22 protein-coding genes are annotated in these 22,534 nt (G+C 72.5%); 9 read left to right on the top strand and 13 right to left on the bottom strand.

Translation table 11 applies throughout. The features are described from left to right. The 3 genes from TR50_RS07995 to kdpF form a co-directional block, all read right to left on the bottom strand. Positions 1–683, bottom strand: a 683-nt coding sequence (locus TR50_RS07995) for a P-type ATPase actuator domain-containing protein (protein ID WP_042416656.1), incomplete at its 3' end; no start/stop codon positions are given. Further along, the gene (gene kdpA / locus TR50_RS08000) at positions 683–2,347 is read right to left on the bottom strand and encodes a potassium-transporting ATPase subunit KdpA (RefSeq protein ID WP_084699915.1); all 1,665 of its coding nucleotides are present in this window, start codon (positions 2,345–2,347) and stop codon (positions 683–685) included. The genes TR50_RS07995 and kdpA, both read right to left, overlap by 1 nt. Then, on the bottom strand, positions 2,347–2,436 hold the full coding sequence (kdpF, locus tag TR50_RS45365; RefSeq protein WP_042364094.1) for a K(+)-transporting ATPase subunit F: 90 nt from the start codon (positions 2,434–2,436) through the stop codon (positions 2,347–2,349). Before kdpF ends, kdpA begins: the two co-directional genes overlap by 1 nt. A gap of 511 nt (positions 2,437–2,947) precedes the next feature. Here kdpF and TR50_RS08010 point away from each other — a divergent pair. The 3 genes from TR50_RS08010 to TR50_RS08020 all read left to right on the top strand — a co-directional run bounded on the left by TR50_RS08010 (position 2,948) and on the right by TR50_RS08020 (position 6,657). After that, positions 2,948–4,375, top strand: a complete 1,428-nt coding sequence (locus TR50_RS08010) for a GlnX family signal transduction membrane protein (RefSeq protein WP_042416659.1) — start codon at positions 2,948–2,950, stop codon at positions 4,373–4,375. 49 nt (positions 4,376–4,424) lie between these two features. Beyond that, the gene (locus TR50_RS08015; RefSeq protein WP_236654320.1) at positions 4,425–6,329 is read left to right on the top strand and encodes a carboxyl transferase domain-containing protein; all 1,905 of its coding nucleotides are present in this window, start codon (positions 4,425–4,427) and stop codon (positions 6,327–6,329) included. Positions 6,330–6,450: 121 nt separating this feature from the next. Beyond that, positions 6,451–6,657, top strand: coding sequence for a hypothetical protein (locus TR50_RS08020; RefSeq protein WP_042416662.1), 207 nt, complete (start codon positions 6,451–6,453; stop codon positions 6,655–6,657). Positions 6,658–6,660: 3 nt separating this feature from the next. On the opposite strand, the gene TR50_RS08025 is transcribed toward TR50_RS08020, so the two are convergent. Then, positions 6,661–7,239 carry a LysE family transporter gene (locus tag TR50_RS08025; RefSeq protein WP_042417061.1) on the bottom strand — a complete coding sequence of 193 codons (579 nt, stop codon included), beginning with the start codon at positions 7,237–7,239 and terminating at the stop codon, positions 6,661–6,663. Between the two features lie 213 nt (positions 7,240–7,452). Then, a complete protein-coding gene (locus TR50_RS08030; protein WP_236654321.1) occupies positions 7,453–7,836 on the bottom strand; it encodes a VOC family protein in 384 nt (127 codons plus the stop codon). A 101-nt stretch (positions 7,837–7,937) separates the two neighbouring features. Between TR50_RS08030 and TR50_RS08035 the strand changes: the two genes are divergently transcribed. The 5 genes from TR50_RS08035 (at position 7,938) to TR50_RS08055 (ending at position 12,665) form a co-directional block, all read left to right on the top strand. Next, positions 7,938–8,510 carry a SixA phosphatase family protein gene (locus TR50_RS08035; RefSeq protein WP_236654322.1) on the top strand — a complete coding sequence of 191 codons (573 nt, stop codon included), beginning with the start codon at positions 7,938–7,940 and terminating at the stop codon, positions 8,508–8,510. A 146-nt stretch (positions 8,511–8,656) separates the two neighbouring features. After that, positions 8,657–9,295: an acetate uptake transporter gene (locus tag TR50_RS08040; protein WP_042416672.1), complete on the top strand. Its 639-nt coding sequence runs from the start codon at positions 8,657–8,659 to the stop codon at positions 9,293–9,295. 76 nt (positions 9,296–9,371) lie between these two features. Beyond that, a complete protein-coding gene (gene acs, locus TR50_RS08045) occupies positions 9,372–11,378 on the top strand; it encodes an acetate--CoA ligase (RefSeq protein WP_042416674.1) in 2,007 nt (668 codons plus the stop codon). Positions 11,379–11,579: 201 nt separating this feature from the next. Further along, the gene (locus tag TR50_RS08050; protein ID WP_152648307.1) at positions 11,580–11,963 is read left to right on the top strand and encodes a hypothetical protein; all 384 of its coding nucleotides are present in this window, start codon (positions 11,580–11,582) and stop codon (positions 11,961–11,963) included. Between the two features lie 126 nt (positions 11,964–12,089). Beyond that, positions 12,090–12,665 carry a hypothetical protein gene (locus TR50_RS08055; protein WP_042416681.1) on the top strand — a complete coding sequence of 192 codons (576 nt, stop codon included), beginning with the start codon at positions 12,090–12,092 and terminating at the stop codon, positions 12,663–12,665. 21 nt (positions 12,666–12,686) lie between these two features. Here TR50_RS08055 and TR50_RS08060 read toward each other — a convergent pair whose 3' ends face one another. From TR50_RS08060 to TR50_RS08095, 8 genes are all read right to left on the bottom strand, one after another. Next, positions 12,687–13,163, bottom strand: a complete 477-nt coding sequence (locus TR50_RS08060) for a (2Fe-2S)-binding protein (protein ID WP_042416684.1) — start codon at positions 13,161–13,163, stop codon at positions 12,687–12,689. Between the two features lie 63 nt (positions 13,164–13,226). Beyond that, the gene (locus TR50_RS08065) at positions 13,227–15,542 is read right to left on the bottom strand and encodes a molybdopterin cofactor-binding domain-containing protein (protein WP_042416686.1); all 2,316 of its coding nucleotides are present in this window, start codon (positions 15,540–15,542) and stop codon (positions 13,227–13,229) included. 98 nt (positions 15,543–15,640) lie between these two features. Next, positions 15,641–16,291, bottom strand: a complete 651-nt coding sequence (locus tag TR50_RS08070) for an HAD family hydrolase (protein ID WP_042416689.1) — start codon at positions 16,289–16,291, stop codon at positions 15,641–15,643. 16 nt (positions 16,292–16,307) lie between these two features. Further along, positions 16,308–17,153: an enoyl-CoA hydratase-related protein gene (locus tag TR50_RS08075; RefSeq protein WP_042416692.1), complete on the bottom strand. Its 846-nt coding sequence runs from the start codon at positions 17,151–17,153 to the stop codon at positions 16,308–16,310. A 30-nt stretch (positions 17,154–17,183) separates the two neighbouring features. Then, the gene (locus TR50_RS08080; protein ID WP_042416708.1) at positions 17,184–18,398 is read right to left on the bottom strand and encodes an acyl-CoA dehydrogenase family protein; all 1,215 of its coding nucleotides are present in this window, start codon (positions 18,396–18,398) and stop codon (positions 17,184–17,186) included. Positions 18,399–18,540: 142 nt separating this feature from the next. Beyond that, positions 18,541–19,200, bottom strand: a complete 660-nt coding sequence (locus TR50_RS08085) for a TetR/AcrR family transcriptional regulator (RefSeq protein ID WP_236654323.1) — start codon at positions 19,198–19,200, stop codon at positions 18,541–18,543. Between the two features lie 92 nt (positions 19,201–19,292). Further along, the gene (locus TR50_RS08090) at positions 19,293–19,775 is read right to left on the bottom strand and encodes a MaoC family dehydratase (RefSeq protein WP_042416711.1); all 483 of its coding nucleotides are present in this window, start codon (positions 19,773–19,775) and stop codon (positions 19,293–19,295) included. 80 nt (positions 19,776–19,855) lie between these two features. Continuing rightward, positions 19,856–20,791, bottom strand: a complete 936-nt coding sequence (locus tag TR50_RS08095) for an alpha/beta fold hydrolase (RefSeq protein WP_042416714.1) — start codon at positions 20,789–20,791, stop codon at positions 19,856–19,858. A gap of 127 nt (positions 20,792–20,918) precedes the next feature. On the opposite strand from TR50_RS08095, the gene TR50_RS08100 reads away from it, so the two are divergent. Continuing rightward, a complete protein-coding gene (locus tag TR50_RS08100) occupies positions 20,919–22,481 on the top strand; it encodes an AMP-binding protein (protein WP_042416716.1) in 1,563 nt (520 codons plus the stop codon). Positions 22,482–22,534: the final 53 nt, after the last annotated feature.

Genomic DNA, 22,534 nt, shown 5'->3' on the forward strand with positions numbered 1-22,534 from the left:
CCCTCGACCAGCGCGATCATGCGGTCGATGAAGGTCTTGCCCGGCTCCGAGGTGATCTTCACGACGATCCGGTCCGACAGGACCTTGGTTCCGCCGGTCACCGCGGAGCGGTCGCCGCCGGACTCGCGGATGACGGGCGCGGACTCACCGGTGATCGCCGACTCGTCCACCGACGCGACGCCCTCGACGACGTCGCCGTCGCCGGGTATGACCTGGCCGGCCTCGACGACGACGTAGTCACCGAGTCGGAGCTGGGTCGCGGAGACCTCCTCCTCGCGGACGCCGGTCATGCCGGGAGCCCACTGGCCGACGACGCGGCGCGCCGTGGTGTCGGTGCGGGTCTTGCGCAGGGTGTCGGCCTGCGCCTTGCCGCGGCCCTCGGCGACGGCCTCGGCGAGGTTGGCGAAGACGACCGTCAGCCACAGCCAGACGGTGATCACCCAGGCGAAGACGGACGGCTTCTCGATCGCGGAGATCGTGGTCAGCAGCGAGCCGACCTCGACCACGAACATGACCGGGTTCTTGAACATGACGCGGGGGTCGAGCTTCTTGACCGCGTCGGGGAAGGACTTCAGCAGCTGCTTCGGGTCGAGCAGGCCGCCGCCGATGCGACGCTCGGTCGGGAGCTCGGGCTGCTGCTGGTCCGGCTGGTGCACCGGAGAGCTCAGGGTGGGCGTGGACATCAGTGGAGACCTTCCGCGAGCGGCCCGAGAGCCAGGGCCGGGAAGTAGGTGAGCCCGACGACGATCAGGATCACGCCGGAGAGCATGCCCACGAAGAGCGGGCTGTGGGTCTTGAGGGTGCCGGTCGACTCCGGCGTGTGCTGCTGCTTGGCCAGCGAGCCGGCCAGCGCCAGCACGAACACCATCGGCAGGAACCGGCCGAAGGCCATCGCGAGGCCGAGGGCCTCCTGCCAGTGGTTGCTGGTCACCGTGATACCGGCGAACGCCGAACCGTTGTTGTTGGCCGCGGAGGTGAAGGCGTAGAGCACCTCGGAGAAGCCGTGCGGGCCGGTGTTGGCCATGCCACCGCCGTGACCGGCGCTGAGCGACATCGCCAGGCCGGTGCCGCAGAGCACGATCGCCGGGGTGGTCAGGATGTAGAGGGAGGCGAACTTCATCTCCCGCGCACCCAGCTTCTTGCCCAGGTACTCCGGCGTGCGGCCGACCATCAGGCCCGCGACGAAGACGGTGACGATGGCCAGCACCAGGATGCCGTAGAGACCGGAACCGGTGCCGCCGGGCGCGATCTCGCCGAACATCATGTTCAGGATCGCCATACCGCCGCCGAGCGGGGTGTACGAGTCGTGCATCGAGTTGACCGCGCCGGTGGAGGTCAGCGTCGTCGAGGCCGCGAACAACGAACTGCCCGGGATGCCGAACCGCACCTCCTTGCCCTCCATCGCGGCGCCCGCGATCTTCGCGGCGACACCGGAGTGCTGGTGCTCGAAGAAGGTGATCAGCGCGGCCGAGGCGGCCCAGTACAGGCCCATGACCGAGACGATCGCGTAGCCCTGCTTCTGCGACTTGACCATCGTGCCGAACGTGCGGCACAGCGCGAACGAGATCACCAGCAGCAGGTAGATCTCCAGCAGGTTCGTGAACGCGTTGGGGTTCTCGAACGGGTGGGCCGAGTTGGCGTTGTAGAAGCCGCCGCCGTTGGTGCCCAGCTCCTTGATGGCCTCCTGCGAGGCCACCGGACCGCCCGGGATCGACTGCGTGCCGCCGGAGAGCGTGTGCACGATCTGCGCGGCGTGCAGGTTCTCCACCACGCCGCCCGCGACCAGCACCAGCGCGAAGACCACCGAGATCGGCAGCAGCACACGCAGCGTGATCCGGGTCAGGTCCACCCAGAAGTTGCCGAGCGTGTCGGACTTGTGCCGGGTGAAGCCCCGGATCAGCGCCGCGACGACGGCGATGCCCACCGCGGCCGAGAGGAAGTTCTGCACCGCCAGGCCCGCCATCTGCACCAGGTGGCCCATCGTCGACTCACCCGAGTACGACTGCCAGTTGGTGTTGGTGACGAACGAGACCGCGGTGTTCCACGCCATCGCCGGCGAGACGGCCGGGAAGCCCAGGGACAGCCACAGGTGGTCCTGGAGTCTCTGGAACGCGTAGAGGAGGAGGACGGACATGAAGGAAAAGGCCAGAACCGAGCGGAGGTATGCAGGCCAGGTCTGCTCGGCGTCGCCGTCGACGCCGATCAGCTTGTAGATCCCGCGTTCCACGCGCAGGTGCTTGCGCGTGCTGAGCACGTGGGCCATGTAGTCGCCCAGCGGGCGGTAGGACAGGGCCAGCATCAGGACCAGGGCGAGGGCCTGAAGGAAGCCGGCGAGGGTTGCGTTCACTAGAACTTCTCCGGACGGATCAGAGCCGCGACGAGGTAGGCGACCAGGGCGACGGACACGATCAGCCCGACGATGTTGTCAGCGCTCACAGCCGCTCCACCCCCTTGACGATCAGGGCGAGGACCGCGAACACGACGATCGTCACCCCCACAAAGAACAGGTCCTGCATGGGAACTGCACCCCAACTCGAAGATGAGTCTTGATCCGCCGGACGAATCCGGTGGCGCCGCCCTGTGGCGACCTGTGAAAGGAAAGCGCACGTGAGCGGGGTGTAAGTGCGTCCTTGACGGCCTCCTTGCGGGCGGATCGGGAACCTTTGCGCCCTCTTAGCGCCGGGCCGCCCCGACGGGGCGGACGGGGCTCGCGGTGTGGTTCCGGCCACGGGATCAGGGCGGCGTTGGTCCCCGCCGCCACCACGCCGCCATGACCGGCTAAGAGAACGTCAAAAGCCACGCCGATCGCGTCAGGGCTCCGTCAGGGGCGCTTCTGCGCAGGCCACGGCATCGGGAGAGTGTGCGTTCGGCTCACCGGTGGAGTGGGCGGACGGGGTGGGGGCCGCGCGCGCCGCGGCTCGCGGAAGGGCTGTGCACGGCTGTGGCCATGGTCGATACGAGAGCGCGCGTCCGTCGCGCGACGCTGCCGCGCACGGTTCCGGGACGGCTGCGCCGGTACACACTCGGCTGCGTACTGCTCGCCGTCCTGGCGGGCGCGGTGGGCGTGACCGCGGCGTCCGGCGCGCGCGACTCCTGGGACACCATCGGCGACCGGCAGGCGCCGCAGGTCGTCGACGCGACCGGCCTCTACCAGGCGCTGACCGACCTGGACGGCCAGAGCGCCGACGTCATGCTCTTCGGCGCCGACCCGTCGTTCGCCGCCGCCCGCTCGACGGCCCTGGCCGCGTTCGCGACGGACCGGACCACCGCCGACCGCGACCTCCAGCAGGCGACGGTCTCCGCCGCGGGAAACGCGTCCGCGCAGAAGGCGCTCGGCTCCGTCCTGGACGAGCTCGGCCAGTACCAGGACCTGGCGGGGCGCGCGCTCGCGCTGAACGACAGCGCCCGCCGCCCGGCCGGCCACCCCCTTCCGGCCGCGCTGACCCTCCACCGCCAGGCCACCGACCTGATGCGGACCGAGCTGCTGCCCGCCGCCGACCAGCTCGTGAACGCCAACAACGGCGCCTACGAGGCGACCTACGCCGAGCAGCGCTCCGCGCTCGCGACGGCGCTGCTCTGGTCGGCGGCGCTGCTCGTCCTGCTGGTCGTCGCCCTGGTCGCGGTCCAGGCGTGGCTGACGCTGCGGTTCCGTCGCGTCGTCAACCCGGCCTTGGCAGCGGCGACGCTCATCTCGCTGACCCTGCTCGGGCTCACCGCCTCGCTCTTCCCCGACCAGCGCGAGTACCAGCGCGTCGCACGGCACGACGCCTTCGACTCCGTCGTCGCGCTGACCCGCGCCCGCGCGCTGGTCTCGGACGCGAACGCGGACGAGAGCCGCTACCTCCTCGACGCCGACCGCGCCGCCGTGTACCAGGACTCCTTCCTCTCCACCTCCCAGGCCGTGCTCGCCCTGCCGGGCGCGACGATCTCGACCTACGACGCCCGGTTGGCAGCCGCCGTCGACGCCTACCGGGCGAACCACGACGACGTCCTGTTCCAGGGCTTCTACGGCACCGAGTTCCACAACATCACCTTCGCGGGCGAGCGCGAGGCGGCGGAGCGGACGCTCGACGCCTACCAGGCCTACCAGGCGGACGACCGCAGGATCCGCGCCGATGTCGCCCGCGGTGAGCTGTCCCAGGCCATCGCCTACGACACCAGCTACGCCACCGGCGGCTCCAACGCCGACTTCGGCGCGCACGACGCCGCCCTGCGGCAGGTGATCGGCGTCAACGCGACCGCCTTCCACGCCGCCGTCCACGACGGCTCGGCGGAGCTCGACTCCGACATCCCGCTGCTGGCGGGCGGCGCGGCGGCCGTCGTCCTGCTGTGCCTGGTCGGTGTCCGCCCCCGGCTCGCCGAGTTCCGCCGCTGAAGCGTGCGCGCCTCACCTGCCCGCCCGCAAGGTGGCGCAGGTCACGGGCTTGGATCGGGCCCTCGCGCGTTTCGTCGCCGAGGCCGTCCGGGTACGGCACGGCCATGAGCTCCCCGACTCCCTCGTCCCGGCCGGCACGGCCCCGTGCCGGCTCGCCCACCTCGACACGCGCGGGTTCCCGGCCGCCCGCGTGCGCCGCGTCGACGAGGTCCACCATGCGCGGGGGCGGGAGCCCGCAGTGACGACGTCCTCCTCCGCCGCCGCCCGCTTCGCCCGGGGACTGCTCGACGCCGACAGCTGGACGGACTGGGACGGCCCGCCGCGCGGCAATCCGACCGCCGGTCCCTACGCCGACGCGCTCGCCCGCGCGCGGGAGCGCAGCGGCGGCGCGGACGAGTCCGTGCTGACCGGCGAGGGCCGCGTCGACGGCCACCGGATCGCCCTCGTCGTGGGCGAGTTCGACTTCCTCGCGGGCTCGATCGGCGTCGCGGCGGCGGACCGCCTGCTGCGCGCCGTCCGCCGCGCGACGGCCGAGCGCCTCCCGCTCCTCGCCTGCCCCGCCACCGGCGGCACCCGCATGCAGGAGGGCACGCCCGCCTTCGTCGGCATGGTCCCGATCGTCTCCGCCCTCGCGGCCCACAAGGCCGCCGGACTCCCCTACCTCGTCCACCTGCGCCACCCCTGCACCGGCGGGGTTCTCGCCTCCTGGGGCTCGGTCGGGCAGATCACCACGGCGGAGCCGGGGGCGCTGGTCGGCTTCCTCGGCCCCCGGGTCTACGAGGCGCTGTACGGAAGGGAGTTCCCCGAGGGCGTCCAGCGCGCGGAGAACCTCGAACGCCTCGGCGTCGTCGACGCGGTCCTCACCCCGGACGCGCTGCGCGCCCGCCTGCGGGACACCCTCCGCATCCTGGCCCCGAGCGCGCCCGGTGCCCCGGCGGCGGACGCCCGCCCACCGCAGCCGACGGCGTCGGCCCCCTCAGGCCCACACTTCGCCGCATCCGACGCCGGGAGCGACGCGGTCGCCGCCGACCCCGGACCGCGCGCAGAGCCTGGCCCTCGCGCAGAGCCGGGCCCGGCGGTGGCACCGGGACCCGGCGGCGGGCCGCAGACGGAGCCCGAAGGACACGCGGTGGGTTCCCCTCTGAACGGCTCCGTCACCTCGCCGCCGGGCGGCGTGGAAGACGTCTGGCGGTCCGTCACCCTCACCCGCTCCGAGCAACGCCCCGGGCTGCGTGAGGTGTCGGCCACCGCCGACGTCGTCGTGCGCCTGTCCGGGACGCAGGGCGGGGAGCGAGACGAGGCGCTGACCGTCGCGCTCGCGCGGTTCGGGGAGGTCGCGTGCGTGCTCGTCGGGCACGACCGGGCCGGGGCGCGGGCGCAGGGCGAGGACGTGGGGCCCGGCGGGCTGCGCGCCGCACAGCGGGGGATGCGGCTGGCAGCCGAGCTGGGGCTGCCGTTGGTGACGGTCATCGACACCGCCGGGGCACAGTTGAGCCGGGAGGCCGAGGAGGGTGCGCTGGCGGGCGAGATCGCCCGGTGCCTCCAGGAGCTGACGACGCTTCCGGTGCCGACGTTGAGCCTGTTGCTGGGCCAGGGCACCGGCGGGGCGGCGCTCGCGCTGCTCCCGGCGGACCGCGTGGTCGCCGCCGAGCACGCCTGGCTGGCCCCGCTGCCGCCCGAGGGCGCCTCGGTGATCCTGCACCGGGCCACCGAACGCGCGGCGGAGCTCGCCGTCGCCCAACGCATCGCCGCACCTGAGCTGCTGCGCGACGGCACCGTGGACCTCGTCGTCCCCGAGCCGGACACGGCGACCGCCTTCGTGCGGAGGATCGGCGACGCCCTCAGAGCCGAACTGGCCGCCCTGCCGCCCCACGTCGACGCGGACCGCGCCCGGCTCGCCCAGCGACGCGGTCGCCGCGGCGCCGCCTTCGCCCGCCTCGACGGCGAGGGGTGACGGCCTGAGCCGCGCGGCCCGCGGTCAGGCCCCGCGCTGTTCGCACGGGCCCGCAACACCGGGCGCGTGCGGTCGCCGACGCCCGCCACCCCGACCGCAGCTCGGGCGTGACGGAGGCGGAATGGTGGCGGCAGCAGTCCACGGGGTGGCGACGCTCGTCCCGGACTTCGCCGCGCGCTTTCCGCTCGGCGCGGCCCTCCCCGGCGGTGACGGGAGGGGTTCAGCCGCCCGCGTGGATCCCGAGGCCGGCTGCCTGGGGCGCGCCGCCCGGTCCCGGCTCATGCGCGCGGTCGACCTGCTGCTCGCCGGGGCGACCGGCGCGCCGTGAGCCTCAGCCGACGAGCAGCCTGACGGCGAGCCCGATGATCACCGCGCTGGAGACCAGCGAGGTCCCCAGGCGCCCACGCGGGCCCGTCAGCACCCGTCCGAGCAGCGCGCCGCCGCCGGCCACCAGCAGCTGCCAGCTGGCCGACGCCGCGAAGGCGGCGAGGACGAAGAGCGTCTTCGCGCCCCGGTCCGAGACGGCTCCGCCTTCACCGGCGAGGACCAGCGCGGCGAAGTAGACCACGGTCATCGGGTTCATCAGCGTGATGCCGAGGAATCCGAGGTAGGCCCGCACCGGGCTGGTCGGCGTCTCGGCCTCCCGCCGCACGAGCTCCCGTTCGCGGTAGCGGCGCAACGCCGTGAGTGCGCCGTGGACGGCGAGCACGAGGAGCACCACGACCGCACCCCAGCGCAGGCCGGCCGCGACCGGCCTGATCGCGGGCGCGAGTGCGGCGCCGCCGAGCGTCGCGACGCACGCGTACACCCCGTCCGCCGTCGCGACCCCGAGCGCGGCACCGGCCCCGACCCGCCACGAGCTCCGCGCGGTCAGTGCCACCAGCAGCGCCCCGACGGCCCCGACGGGCATCGCGATCCCGTAGCCGGCCGCCAGGCCGGCGAGCACGGCGCTCACGCGCGGGTCTGGATCGCTCCCGACCCTGCACCGACCTGCTGCCGCCCGGCGACCGCCCCGGCCGAGAGGGACAGCGAGGGCAGCGGAAGGCAGCGGGATGTCATGGGGTGATGGTGCAGCCCCCGCACCCGCCCAGGCAACGCATTTCTGCCGCCCCGCCCCGTTCGGTCATGCCTCGTCGAAGCACAGGCAGAAGGGGTGTCCGGCCGGGTCGAACAGCACCCGGACGTGGTCCTGCGGCTGGAACGCCGCCACCCTGGCCCCCAGGGCGACCGCCTCGGTCACGGCCGCCTCCAGGTCGCCGACCTGGAAGTCGAGGTGCATCATCGGGCGCTGTTCGCCGTCGACCGGCGGCCAGACCGGCGCCCGGTAGCCGTCCGCCTGGTGGAACACGAGGAACGGTCCTTGCGGAGAGGCGGCCACCACGGCCGTTCCCGGTTCCTCGTGCCCCACGTGCCAGCCGAGCAGCTCGGCGTAGAACCTGGCCAGACCGCCGGGGTCCGGGGCCTCGACCGTCGTTCCCCACCACATGCCACCCGTCCGAGATCTCATGCCGACAGCCTGCCCCGAGATCACCGGGCTTGTCGTGCGTGACGCCACGCCACTGGGCCTCCGAGCTTGCGTCGCGTCCGGCGGGCCCGCAGGGTGATGCTGTGTCCACCCCCATGCCCTCCCCCGCGCGCGCTGACACCGTCCTGCTGATCGTCCTGCGGCACGCGAAGTCCGCGTGGCCCGAGGGCGTGCCCGATCTCGACCGGCCCCTCGCGGAGCGGGGGCTGCGGGACGCGCCGCGGATGGGGGCCTGGCTGCGCGGAGCGGGGCTGCGGCCCGAGCTGGTGATCTGCTCGCCCGCGCAGCGCACGCGCGAGACCTGGGAGCTGACGTCGCGGTCGCTCGGCGCGGAGCCGATCGTCGCGTTCGAGCCGCGCCTGTACGGCGCGGAGGTCGAGGAGCTGCTCGAGGTGCTGCGCGAGGTGCCGGGCGGCATCGGGACCGTGCTGGTCGTCGGGCACTTCCCGGGCGTGCAGGGGCTGGTCCTGGAGCTGGTCGGCGACGCGCCCGCCACCAGGACCCCGGCCCTCGCGCGGCTGCGCGAGAAGTTCCCGACGGCCGGTGCGGCCGTGGTGGAACTGCCCGGGGACTGGGCGACCCTGCGCCGCGGCACCGGCATGCTGACGGCGTTCACCGTGCCCAGGGACCTCCCCGGCGACCTCCCCGCCGAATGACCGGGAAAACCCATATGACCTGCATAAACACCCGGATCGGTGATTCCTTGCCCCGTACAACGACAGACTTCTGGCCGCCGGCATAAAGCCGCCGTAAAGTTGATAAATGTGAGGTCCTGATCGAGCCACTCGGAAGGATCACGGACATGAGCAACGAAACACCCGCGCCGTCTTCGAGCCCGCTCACGGCAACAGCGGACACCACCCCCACGCACGCCGACCCGGCCCCCCTAGGTCTGGCCGGCTTCGCGTTGACCACGCTCGTGCTCTCCTTCGTCAACGCCAACATCATCAAGGAGACCGGCGCGATCATCATCGTGCTCGGTCTGGCCGCGTTCTACGGGGGCCTGGCGCAGTTCATCGCCGGCGTCCTCGAATGGCGGCGGGGCAACACCTTCGGCCTGATGGCCTTCTGCTCGTACGGGGCGTTCTGGCTCTCGTACTGGTGGCTGGTCACCCACCTGCCGCTGCGCGCGGACGTCCACCAGGCGGTCGGCCTGTACCTGATCGGCTGGTGCATCATCACGGCCTACCTGACCCTGGCCTCGCTGCGCACCAACGTGGCGGTGACCACCGTCCTGGTGCTGCTGACGGTCACCTTCCTGTTCCTGGCCATCGGCGCGTTCCAGAACGGCCTGCCCGGACCGGACACGATGACGAAGGTGGGCGGCTGGCTCGGCGTCTTCACGGCCGCGGCCGCGTTCTACGCCTCGGCCGCGGTGGTCGTGAACGAGACGCACAAGCGGGTCCTGATGCCGCTGCCCACGCTGCCCGGCGGCCGCTGACCGGCCCGACGACCCCGCCCTACGACCCGTCGGACGACCCCGTCCGTGGCACAGGGCAGGAGGGAGCAGAAAAGACATGGCTGCGGAAGAGGCGGCATCAGGCGCCCCGAAGGACGCGGGCGCCCAGGAGACCCTCTCCAACCTGCTGCACGAAGGGCGCCGCTTCGCTCCGCCCGCCGCACTCGCCGAGGCCGCGAACGTCCGCGCGGACGCCTACCAGGCGTCCGCCGCGGACCGGCTCGGCTTCTGGGCACAGCAGGCCCGCCGACTGCACTGGGACCGCGAGTGGGACCAGGTGCTGGACTGGAGCGGCGCCCCGTTCGCCCGCTGGTTCGTCGGCGGGCGGCTCAACGTCGCCTACAACTGCGTGGACCGGCACGTCGAGTCGGGCCACGGGGACCAGGTGGCCCTGCACTTCGAGGGCGAGCCCGGCGACCGACGCTCCGTCACCTACGCGGGGCTGCAACGCGAGGTCTGCCGCGCGGCGAACGCGCTGACCGAGCTCGGCGTGCGCGCCGGGGACCGCGTCGCCATCTACCTGCCGATGATCCCCGAGGCCGCCGTCGCGATGCTGGCGTGCGCCCGCATCGGCGCGCCGCACTCGGTGGTCTTCGCCGCGTTCTCGCCGGGCGCGCTGCGCTCGCGGATCGACGACGCCCAGGCGAAGGTGCTGATCACGGCGGACGGCTACCACCGCCGCGGCTCGGTCGTGCAGCTCAAGCCCAACGCCGACGAGGCGGTGCAGGCCGACGGCGGCGCGCAGAGCATCGAGCACGTGCTGGTGGTGCGCCGCAGCGGGCAGGAGGTGCCGTGGACCGACGGACGGGACCTGTGGTGGCACGAGGTGACGGAGCGTCAGTCCGACCAGCACAAGGCCGAGTCGTTCGACTCCGAACACCCCCTGTTCATCCTCTACACCTCCGGCACGACGGGTAAGCCGAAGGGCATCCTGCACACCACCGGCGGCTACCTGACCCAGGTCGCCTACACCCACAGCGCCGTCTTCGACCTCAAGCCGGACACGGACGTGTTCTGGTGCACGGCCGACGTCGGCTGGGTGACCGGCCACTCCTACATCGTCTACGGGCCGCTGGCCAACCGCGCCACCGAGGTGCTCTACGAGGGCACGCCGGACACCCCGAACCAGGGACGCTTCTGGGAGAACGTGGACCGGTACGGCGTCACCATCCTCTACACGGCGCCCACCGCGATCCGCACCTTCATGAAGTGGGGCACCGAGGTGCCCGCCCGCTACGACCTGTCCTCGCTGCGCCTGCTCGGCAGCGTCGGCGAGCCGATCAACCCCGAGGCGTGGATCTGGTACCGGGAGAACATCGGCCGCGACCGGTGTCCGATCGTGGACACCTGGTGGCAGACCGAGACCGGGGCCATGATGATCAGCCCGCTGCCCGGCGTCACCGCGACCAAGCCCGGCTCGGCGATGCGCCCGCTGCCCGGCATCTCGGCGCAGGTCGTGGACATGGACGGCAACGTGGTGCCGAACGGCTCGGGCGGACTGCTGGTGCTCGACCAGCCGTGGCCCTCGATGCTGCGCGGCGTCTGGGGTGACGAGGAGCGCTACCGGCAGACCTACTGGTCGCGCTTTGCCGAGCAGGGCTACTACTTCGCCGGCGACGGGGCCAAGAAGGACGAGGACGGCGACATCTGGCTGCTGGGCCGCGTCGACGACATCATGCTCGTCTCCGGGCACAACATCTCGACCACCGAGGTCGAGTCCGCCCTGGTGTCCCACCCGGCGGTGGCCGAGGCGGCCGTGGTCGGCGCGACGGACGAGACGACGGGTCAGCGCATCGTCGCCTTCGTCATCCTGCGCGGCGGCAACGAGGAGGTCGCCTCCCTGGCCGAGGAGCTCAAGGCCCACGTCGCCAGGGAGATCGGCCCGATCGCCAAACCGCGGCAGATCCAGGTGGTGCCCGAGCTGCCCAAGACCCGATCCGGCAAGATCATGCGACGGCTGCTCAAGGACGTCGCCGAGGACCGCGCCCTCGGGGACACCACGACGCTGACCGACGCGTCGGTGATGGATCTGATCTCGGCCAAGCTGCCGCACGCGGCGGACTGAACCCGCTCCCGACGCGGAACGGCCCGGGGCCCCGACGGCCCCGGGCCGTTCCGCGTCGCCGCGCCCGGAGACCGGCAGCACACGCTGCGCCGATCGGGTCGAGCTGTCCGGCGACCGCGCGTCGCTCGGTCCCCGGCCCGGCGGCCCGACCCAGACTCGGCCGCACGGGACCGTCACGACACCGACCAGGAAGGCCAGCCGATGAAGCGACCCTCTGTGAAGCGACCCTCTCTTCGCGGACACGCGCTGCTGACCGGCGCGGTCCTCGCCGCGACGGTCACGCTGTCGCCGCAGGCGGGCGCCGCCGAGAATCCCGGGCACTGGCACACGTTGACGTGCGCGAAGGGTCAGGCCGCCTTCTGGGAGCCGCTCGACCGCACCCCCGGCGTCTTCCTCCGCTGCGACAAGCCGGACTACGCCGCCAGCGCCGTCACCACGGGCATGATGAGCCCCCGGTTCGTGCGCCAGAACGCGATCGCGGCGCAGCTGCGGCAGGACCACGACCTCCTGCTGAGCGAGCACGCGCCGTGCCGGGTCGGCGAGCTCGGATCCGTCCACGGCCGCTTCGGGCAGTGCGTGCGCTGACCCGGCGTCGGTAGCCCCTTCGGCCCAACCGCCGCTGTGTCCGCGCCGATTCCCACGCACCGGCGTCCACGCTGGTGGACAGTCGGCCGACTCGACGGCCGCGGAGCGGAGAGCGTGGAGGCGGGCATGGTGTTCGGCAGACGAGGTTGGGGTGCGGTCCTCGCGGTGGCGCTGGGCGCGGGCGGTGTGTTCGGACCGGCGACGGCGGCGACAGCCGCCAAGAGGCCGGTCGTCGCGAAGAAGTCACCGGCCGTCAGCAAGCCACAGGGCGTCGAACGCACACAGGCGACGAGGAAACCGCCCGCCGCCAGAAGGCCGCATGCCAACGGGAAGCCGCGGCTGGTGCTGGACGCGGCGCCGCTGGTGGCGATCCGCTCCGGCGGCCGCGTGGTGGTGCACGAGGAGCTGTGGAACCTCGGGAACGCGCCGGAGAACGCGCAGGTGGTCCTCGGCCTGAGCCTGCCGCCGGGCGTGTCGGTCACCAGCCTGCCGGCCGGGTGCATCCCCCAGCCGCAGGGCCACGTCGCGGACTGCCTGTTCCCCGCCGGGCTGAAGCCGGGCCACGCCGACCGCGTCGACATCCCCATCGCGTCCGCGTCGGGCATGAAGCCCGGCGTCCTCGCCGGGCAGGCGCGCGGCGGGACCGTCGCCGCCGTCGCGTCGGGCAGCCCGACGAGGTTCCTGCTGGTGGTGCTGCACTGAGCCGGGCCGGTTCCCCGCTCCTCAGAACTTGGTCTGCGCTTCGAGGATCGCCTCGCGGATGCGGTGGTAGGTGCCGCAGCGGCAGATGTTGCGGATCTCGTCGAAGTCGGCGTCGCCGAGCTGCCGCCCGGCGGCGCGCGCCTGGAGCACCTTGGCGACGGCGGCCATGATCTGGCCCGGCTGGCAGTAGCCGCACTGCGGCACGTCCATGTCCAGCCACGCCTGCTGCATCGGGTGCAGGTCCTGGCCGACCGTGGCGGGCAGCCCCTCGATGGTGGTGACCTCGTCGGTCGGCTGCACATCGGAGACGGGCACGCAGCAGATGTTGACCGCCTTGCCGTTGACGTGGCTGGTGCAGGCCTGGCAGACGCCCAGCCCGCAGCCGTACTTGGGCCCCGTCACGCCCAGGATGTCGCGCAGGACCCAGAGCAGCCGGACGTCGTCCTCGACGTCGACGGTGACCTGCTGGCCGTTGAGGACGAAGGTGTGCGAGGGCACGGGGTCGGCTCCTGGTCTTCGATGGGGCTGGTCGACGGGCTCGTCTGCGGGCTGGTCGGCGGGCTAGTAGGCGCGGCTGAGGCCGTCGGTGGGCGACTGCGGGATCGGCGGGACGGTCGGCAGCGGCGTGAAGGCCAGCGGCGCGTCGTGGTTGATCGGGAAGGTCGTCGGCATGGTCCCGGTGGCGCGCCCGTAGGCGCAGGCCACGGCGGCCATGGCCCCGGCGACGGCCAGCTCGCCCGCGCCGCCCGGGGTCCCGGTGGTCGGCGGCATCACGATGATGTCCAGCTCCGGCGGGGTGTTCCACTGGCGGGTGTAGAAGTAGTTGTCCCAGCTGCCCTCCTGGAAGTACCCGCCGTTCAGGTGCAGGCTGGAGGTCAGGGTGACGGCGATGCCGTCCATGATGCCGCCCATCATCTGGGCCTCCAGGCCCTTGGGGTTCACCGCGAGGCCGACGTCGACGGCGCAGACCGCCTTGGTGACGCGCGGACCGGTGACGGCGTCCGGGATCTGCCGGTTGACGGTCGCCGGGGTGCAGTCGATCTCGACGAGGACGGCGACGAAGCCGTGGTACTCGGGGTGGATCGCGATGCCCTGCGCCGTGCCGGGCGCCATCGTCCGTCCCCAGTTTCCTACTTGGGCGACCTTGTCGAGCACGGCGACGGCCCGGGGGTCCTTCAGGAAGTTCCGGCGGAAGTGGTACGGGTCCTGGCCCATGGCGGCGGCCAGCCGATCGACGATCAGCTCCTGGGCGCAGCGCACGTTCGGCGAGTAGATGTTGCGCATGCTGCCGGTGTGGAAGCCGTTGTCGACCTCGGTGAGCAGCTGGGTGGTGACGCCGAAGTTGTAGGGCGTCTGCTGGGTCAGCGAGAAGATCGTCTCAGAGAAGGTGAGCCCGCCGACGGGCAGCTTGGCGACGGAGGAGGTGATGATCTCGCCGAGGCCGTGCCCGAACTCGGTGGCCACGGAGGTGTGCCGCTGGTCGAGGGTGAGCACCTGCCCGAGCGAGTAGGTGGCCCGCACCCGGGAGATGGACATCGGGTGGGTGCGGCCGTGCCGGAAGTCGTCGGTGCGGTGCCACATCAGGCGCACCGGCTTGCCCATCGCCTTGGACACCTCCGCCGCCTCCAGGGCGGCGTCGTGGAACAGCTTGCGCCCGAACGACCCGCCGCCCTGGGTGACGTGGACGGTCACCGCGCTGACGGGCAGCCCGAGTTGTGCGGCGATCTCCTCCTGCGCGGTGATCGGCGCCTTGACGCAGGCCCAGATCTCGGCGCTGCCGGAACGCACGTCGGCGACGGCGCAGTTGCTCTCCAGCGCGCTGTTGCTGGCGAAGTGGAAGGTGAACCGGGCGTCGACCGCCTCGGTCAGCAGCGGCAGCGGCGGCGTGACGATGGGGTTCTCGGCGGCCCTCAGCTCGGCCAGCACGGTGGCGTCGGTGGCGGCGTCCTCACTGCCCGGCCCCCAGGTCACCTGGAGCGCCCGCACGGCGTCGATGCACTGCCCGAAGGTGCGGCCGCGCACCGCGACGCCGGTGGAGACCACGGCGACGTCCGTGATCCCCGGCATGGCCTGCACCGCCGTCCGGTTCTGCACCGAGACCACCGTGCCGTTGATCGTCGGCGGCCGGCAGATCATCGCCGGCATGGCACCGGCCACCTGCACGTCCATCGCGAACTGCTTGCGGCCGGTCACGGCGTCCAGCGCGTCGATGCGGTTCTGCGGCGTGCCGATGACGCTGAACGCGGTGGCCGGCTTGAGCGTCACCGAGACCTGGAGGTTCGTCAGGCTCGCCGCCTTGACGGCGAGTTCGGCGTAGCTGAGGGAGCGGCCGTCGGGGGCGGTGATCACGCCCTGGAGCGCGGAGAGGGCGGACAGCGGCACGCCCAGCTCCGTGGCCGCGGCCTCCAGCAGCTGCTGCTTGGCGGTGGCGGCGGCGACGCGCACCGGGGTGTAGGTGGAGATGGTGGTGTTGGAACCGCCGGTCAGCTGGTTGAAGACCAGCTCGGGACGGGCGTCGGCGAGGGAGACCTGGACCTTGTCCAGCGGCAGGTCCAGCTCCTCCGCGATCAGCATGGCGGTGGAGGTGGTGATCCCCTGGCCGACCTCGGTGCGCGGCAGCGCGAACGAGGCGGTGCCGTCGGCGTTGAGCGTGATGGTGATGAGGTTCGCCGTGGCGAGGGTGGCGTCCGTCAGCATGTCGTTGAGGTCGTACAGGTCGGCCGGCTCCGGCACCCCCGGGACGGCCGCCTCGGCGTGCGGGGCGGCCGCGCCCTCACCGAGCTGGGCGGCGACGGTCAGCGTCGAGGCGGCGAGTACGTAGCCGAGGAACCTCCGCCGCGAGACATCCGTGGACTGCTGCTCGCTCGCGGTACTCATCCCCGCCCCTCCCGCCGAACCGGTGGTCGCCGCTCTCGTTGCAACCCGTTGCAACAGCCCCTGATCTTGTCGGGTCCACGGCGTGTTGCGCTAGAGGTTCAGCCAAAGGCCTGCGGAAAAAGTTGTTCCAGGCTATGGACCGTCACGGCGCTGTCCACGTGGTGCAGACCCCGGATGCCCAGGCGCTCCGCGCCGCGCAGGTTCTGCTCCAGGTCGTCGATCATCACGCAGTCCTGCGGCGCGACGCCCAGCCGCTCGCAGGCGAGGGCGTAGATGCGACGGCTCGGCTTGCGCTCGCCGACCTCGCTGGAGATGACCGCGACCGCGCACAGCGACGCGAGGTCGACGCCCCGGTAGAGGTCGTCCCCCAGGGCGTTGGAGACCAGGGCCACCGGAACGCCGTGGGCGTGCAGGCGGCGGACGGCCGCGAGCATCCCCTCGTCGGGGCGGATGTCCGCGCTGAGCGCGGCCAGCAGGCCCTCCGGCTCCACGTCCGCGCCGAGTGCGCGCAGCGCGCTCGCGAGCCGCTCCTCGAAGCCCGCCTGCGGCAGCAGGCCGCGTTCGTGCGCCACGAGCGCGCGGGAGACCTCCTCGTCCTCGCGCAACAGCCGCTCGACGGCGAGCGGGTCGCCGGTGACGCGCGCGGAGTAGGCGCGGAAGGAGGTGAAGATGTCGGTGGTGAGCACGCCTCCGTAGTCGGTGAGCACGGCCTTCGGCGGGGCGAGGTCCTCTTCGGTGTGCGAGGTCATGGCGGTCGGCGGTTCCTCAGGTTCGGGGCGCGGGCAGCGGCGGGAAGGCGGGGGCGCGGTGTTCGAGGTAACTGGCGACGCCCTCGCGCACGTCGGGGCGGGCGAAGCCCTCCAGCATCAGCGCGTCCGCCTCGGCGACGGAGGCGGTGAAGGAGCCGTCCAGACTGCGCCGCACCTGCTGCTTGATCATGTGCATGGACCAGGGCGAGCACTGCTCGGCGAGCTCCGTCGCGTAGGCGACGGCCGCGTCGAGCAGGCCCTCGCGCTCGACGACGAAGTCCACCAGGCCCATGGCCAGGGCCTCTTCGCCCCGCACGACGCGGCCGGACAGCAGCAGGTCCATGGCCCGGCTCGCGCCGACCAGGCGCGGCAGCAGCCAGGCGACGCCGTACTCGGCGATCAGGCCGCGCCGCGCGAAGGCGGTGGTGAACTTGGCGTCGGGCGCGGCGAAGCGGAGGTCGCAGTAGAGCGCCTCGACCAGGCCGAGCCCGGCCGCCGCGCCGTTGACGGCGGCGATCAGCGGCTTGCGCAGCTCCAGCGGCCGGGTGCGCGGGCGGCTGCGGGCGGGGAGCTTGGCGAGGGTCTCGGCGTCGGCGTTCCCGGCGGCCTCCAGGTCCTCCAGGTCCGCGCCCGCGCAGAAGCCGCGTCCGGCGCCGGTCACCACGACCGCGCGGACCTCCGGGTCGGCCTCGGCCGCGTCGAGGAGGTCGAAGTAGCGGTCCTCGAGGGCGTAGGTCCAGGCGTTGAGCCGCTCGGGGCGGTTGAGTGTCAGCACCAGAACGGGGCCGCGGCGCTCCGCGAGGACCGTCTGCGCGAGGACCGTCTCGGCGAGGACCGTCTCGGCGGCGGGTGAAGTCTTCATGCGTGGCATCCTCCTGACGACGCGCGCGGCTCAGGCGTTCCGGTACTTGGCGAGCTCCTGCTTGGCGATGGCCGCCTTGTGGACCTCGTCGGGCCCGTCGGCGATGCGCAGCGTGCGCAGGTGGGCGTAGGCGCTGGCGAGCGGGAAGTCGTCGGTGACGCCGGCGGCGCCGAAGACCTGGATGGCCCGGTCGACGATCTTCAAGGCGACGTTGGGCGCGGCGACCTTGATGGCGGCGATCTCGGTGCGGGCGGCCTTGTTGCCCACGGTGTCCATCATCCAGGCGGCCTTCAGCGTCAGCAGCCGGATCTGCTCGATCTCGATGCGGGCCTCGGCGATCCAGTCCTGGATGTTGCCGCGGTCGGCGACCGGCCGCCCGAAGGTGGTGCGCGCCAGCGCCCGGCGGCACATCAGCTCCAGGGCCCGCTCCGCCATGCCGATGGCGCGCATGCAGTGGTGGATCCGCCCCGGGCCGAGCCGGGACTGGCTGATGGCGAAGCCCTCGCCTTCGCCCTTGAGCACGTCGGTGAGCGGGACGCGGACGTCCTCGAAGGTGATCTCGGCGTGGCCCTCGCGGTCCTGGTAGCCGAAGACGGGCAGACCGCGCAGGACGGTGACGCCGGGCGCGTCGATCGGGACGACCATCATCGACTGCTGGCGGTGGCGCTCCGCCGTCGGGTCGGTCTTCCCCATCACGATCATGACGGTGCAGTTGGCGTGCAGCGCGTTGGAGGCGAACCACTTACGGCCGTTGAGCACGTAGTGGTCGCCGTCGCGCTCCATGCGCAGCTCGATGTTGGTCGCGTCCGAACTCGCCACGGCCGGCTCGGTCATGGCGAAGGCGGAGCGGATGGTGCCGGCCAGGAGCGGCTTCAGGTACTTCTCCTGGTGCTCCTCGCTGCCGAAGAGGGTCAGCACCTCCATGTTGCCGGTGTCGGGCGCGGCGCAGTTGGTCGCCTCGGGGGCGAGGTGGGCGCTGCGACCCATGATCTCGGCGAGCGGGGCGTACTCGAGGTTGCTCAGGCCCGCGCCCCACTTCGGGTCCGGGTGGAAGAGGTTCCACAGCCCGCGTCGCCGCGCCTCGGCCTTGAGCTCCTCGATGACGGGCGGCTGGGCGTGGGGGTCGCCCGCGGCGCGCATCTGCTCCTCGTAGACGGCCTCGGCGGGGTAGACGTGCGTGTCCATGAAGTCCAGCAGTTCGGCCTGGTACTTCTGGGCGCGCTCCGACAGCTCGAACAGGGACATCAGGGGGCTCCTGCCGGGAGGTTCGGGGGACGTGCCTCCCTGTATAGTTGAATCCAACGTCAAGTTCAAGTAGCGGCCCGCGGGCAGCGAAAAGGGGCCCGACAGGACGTCGAACCCCTGGCCCCCGGACCCTCCCTGCCGGCTACTGGGCGTGGCCGCCCGGCTCGCGCAGTTGCAGGCCATTGGCCCAGATCTGGTTGAGGGTGGTCACCAACCGCTCGAAGGCGATGCGCTGTTCGAGCACGTAGACCATGTAGGCCATGCGGCTGACCATGTGGGACAGCGCGTGCGCCGTCACCAGCGGGTCCAGGGACGGGTCGGCCTCGCCCCGTTCCTGAAGCTGCCGGATCAGCTTGGCGTTGCGCTGCGCGAAGGCGTTGCCGCGCTGGATGCGCAGCGCGCGGAAGGTCGGGTCGATCTGCGCCACCTGCTCGAACAGCGCCATCAGCCGGGCGTTCTGCTTGTACGAGCGCAGGTACTCGCGGTTGGACGCGTCGATCAGCTCGCGCGCGTCGGTGATCCCGGTGCGCTCGCGCAGGTGCGGGTGGAGCATCTCCTCCTGCACCTGCTCGACGACGGCGGCGAAGATCTCTTCCTTGTTGTTGAAGTAGGTGTAGAACGAGCCGGAGGCGACGCCTGCGGCCTTGGAGATGTCGGTGATCCGCGCATCCAGGTAGCCGTCGCGCTCGAACACCTCGCGGGCGCCCGCGACCAGCGCGCCGCGGGTGCGCTCGCCGCGCGCGCTGCGCGGCGTGGTGATCCGCTGGTTCGAGCCGTCGTCGGTCGGGACCTGGCCTGCCACGCGTGTCCCTCCGGATGCTTCGGGCGCCCGTGCTCAGGCGCCGACCTGGCTCTCTGCCTGGGATGATAGCAATCGGACCACCCGCACCCCGGTCAGCCGGCGCTCTCGACCACCCGCGCGAGCGACTCCGCGACCACGATGGGCTTCTCCCCGCCCTCGCGCTCCACGACGTGCTGCGCGCGCAACTGGATCCCGCCCGGGACGGGGTCGGCCGCGAGCAGCGTCAGGCGCATCCGGATCCGCGAGCCGACCGGCAGCGGCGCGGGGAAACGCACCTTGTCGTAGCCGTAGTTGAGCCCGTGGGCGAAGCCGTCCAGGGCGAGCAGGGTGTAGGAGAACGCCGGGCCGAGGGCCAGGCTGTAGAGGCCGTGCGCGATCGTCCCGCCCAGCGGGCTCGCCGCGGCGCGCTCCGGGTCGACGTGGATCCACTGCCGGTCGCCGGTGACCTCGGCGAAGGCGTCGACGCGCTCCTGAGTGACGTCGTGCCACTGCGTCGGCCCGATCTCCCGCCCGATCAGCTCCTGCAGTTCGGCGAGGCTGGTCGGGCGGACCGGGAGGACGCTCGTGTCGATCATGCGGGGTGGTCCTTTCGACGGATTCGACAGACTCGACAGGTCCGGCGGATTCGGCAGATTCGGCGGATTCGCAGAAGGATTCAGAGCCCGGTGAGGAAGTCCAGCAGGGCGGCGTTGATCTCGTCGGGCCGCTGCTGCTGGATCCAGTGGCCGGCGCCGTCGAGCACGAGCTGTCCGCGCTGGTCGGTGAGGACGCGGTCCAGCCGGTCGGTGGCGCTGAACGTCCCCACCGGGTCGCGGGAGCCGATCGCGAAGAGGGAGGGCTGGTCGATCGTGCGCTCGGCCAGCGGCTCCATCAGCTCCCAGTTGCGGTCGATGTTGCGGTAGTAGTTGAGGCCGCCGGTGAACCCGGTCTCCTCGAAGGTCCGGACGTAGAGGGCGAGTTCGTCCTCCGTCAGCCAGGAGGGCAGTCGCTCGGCGGGCTCCTGCCGGGCCGCCCAGGCGGCGGTGGGGGCCTCGCGGCTGAGCAGCGTGCGCCGGATGTCCGCGCGGAGCGCGTTCTCGGGCTCCGTGGTCTGGAACCAGCAGATGTAGAAGTCGTCGCCGAGACGCGAGCGCAGGATCGACATCGGCGGGACGGGCGCACGCGGCGCGGGCGGGACGCTCAGCCCGGCGACGGCCCGCACGCGGTCCGGGTGCAGCAGGGCCATGTGCCAGACCACGGCCGCGCCCCAGTCGTGGCCGACGAAGACGGCGTCGTCGAGGCCGAGCGCGTCGAGCAGCCCGGCGAGGTCGCCGCAGAGGGTCGCCATGTCGTAGGCGGCCGGGTCGGCGGGGCGGGAACTGCCGCCGTAGCCGCGCATGTCCGGGACGATCACGCGGTAGCCGGCGTCGGCCAGGGCGGTGATCTGGTGGCGCCAGGAGAACGCCAGCTCGGGGAAACCGTGGCAGAGGACGACGGGCACGCCCGTCCCCGCCTCCCCGGCCTCGAAGACGCGGAGTTCGATGCCGTTGGTGGCGACCTGCCGCGGGACCAGCTTCTCCCACGCGGCGAGTGCGCTGCTGTCGGTGGCCATGCGGCGAGGCTAGTCAAACCTGACGTCGGATTCAAGAACTTGCCGGGGCCGGCGTCCGGCGTATTGAACTCGACATTGGATTCATCTATACCGGGGTCAGCCGCACCGGACCCCCGGAAGGACACCCATGTCGAATGCCGCGCAGCCCGTCTGGGACCACGCCGCCGCCACCCCCGACCGCACCGCCCTCAACGGAACCGCAGGTCAGTCCTGGACCTACGCCGCGCTGCGCGACCACGCCGCCGCGGTCGCCGCCCGCCTGCGCGCGGCCGGGATCGGGCCGGGGGCGCGGGTTCTGCTGATCGCGCCGTCGGTGCCGGAGTTCGTCGCGGCGTACTACGGCGTGCTCTCGGCCGGGGCGATCGCGGTCACCGCCAACACCATGGCGACCACGCCGGAACTGGAGTACATCGGCACGGATGCCGGGATCTCGCTGGTCCTCGGCTGGCACGCGGTCTCCCCCGCCCCGGCCGCCGCCGCGGCCGCGGTCGGCGTCCCGTACTGGCCGCTGCGTCCCGAGCTCGACGGCCTCACCCCGCCCGCATCCGGCCCGGAAGGGCCCGCGGCGGAGCCGGAAGGGTCCGCCACGGCGCCGGAAGGGCCCGTGACGGCCCCCGTCGACGTCGCTCCCGACGACACCGCCGCGATCCTCTACACCTCCGGCACCACCGGCCGCCCGAAGGGCGCGATGCTGACCCACGGCAACCTGCACGCCTGCGCCTCCATCTTCGAGCAGGTCCACCGCCTCGGCCCCGACGACCGCGCGGGCACCGCACTGCCGCTCTTCCACGTCTACGGCCAGGCGTGCGTCCTCGCCACGACCATGCGGGTCGGCGCGTCGCTCTCGCTCCTCCCCCGCTTCGAGCCGCAGGAGATGCTGGCGCTCATCCGCGACCGGCGGCTCACCACCACGGCCGGCGTCCCGACGATGTGGAACGCGCTGCTGCACGCGGCTGGCGACGCCGACCCGGCCGACTTCGCCTCGCTGCGGCTGGCGTCCTCCGGCGGCGCGTCACTGCCCGGCGAGGTCAAGCGGGCCTTCGAGGAGCGCTTCGGCTGCACCATCATGGAGGGCTACGGGCTGACTGAGACCACCGGCTCGGCCACCGTGCAGGTCGCCGAGCGGGCGAGCGCCGTCGGCTCGGTGGGCGCGGCGCTGCCCGGCTGCGAGATCGCGGTGCGCGCGCTGGACGGCACGGAGCTGCCGGCCGGCGGCATCGGGGAGGTCCATGTGCGCGGGCCGGTGGTGATGAAGGGCTACTGGGGCCGACCGGAGGCCACCGCCGAGGTGGTCCGCGACGGCTGGCTCGCCACCGGCGACCTCGGCCTCCTCGACGACGCCGGAGAACTGCACATCGTCGACCGGAAGAAGGACCTCGTCATCCGCGGCGGCTACAACGTCTACCCGCGCGAGGTCGAGGAGGTCCTCTACCAGCACCCCGATGTCGTCGAGGCGGCCGTCGTCGGCGTCCCCGACGACCACTACGGCGAGGAGGTCGCCGCCGCCATCGCCCTGCGGCCCGGCGCCACCGCGGACGCCGCCGCGCTGCGCGCCTGGGCCAAGGAGCGGCTCTCCGCCTACAAGGTGCCCCACCTGGTCGCCTTCGTGGACGCCCTCCCCAAGGGCGCGACCGGCAAGATCCTCAAGCGGGCCATCGACCGCGCCGTCTTCGACGGTGCGAGCGGCTGACCGTCCCGTGGAGAGCCGGGCCGTTCCGGGTGCCGCACAGCAGCCCGGAACGG

Source organism: Streptacidiphilus anmyonensis (assembly GCF_000787855.1).
In the GTDB taxonomy this organism is placed as follows: Bacteria; Actinomycetota; Actinomycetes; order Streptomycetales; family Streptomycetaceae; genus Streptacidiphilus; species Streptacidiphilus anmyonensis.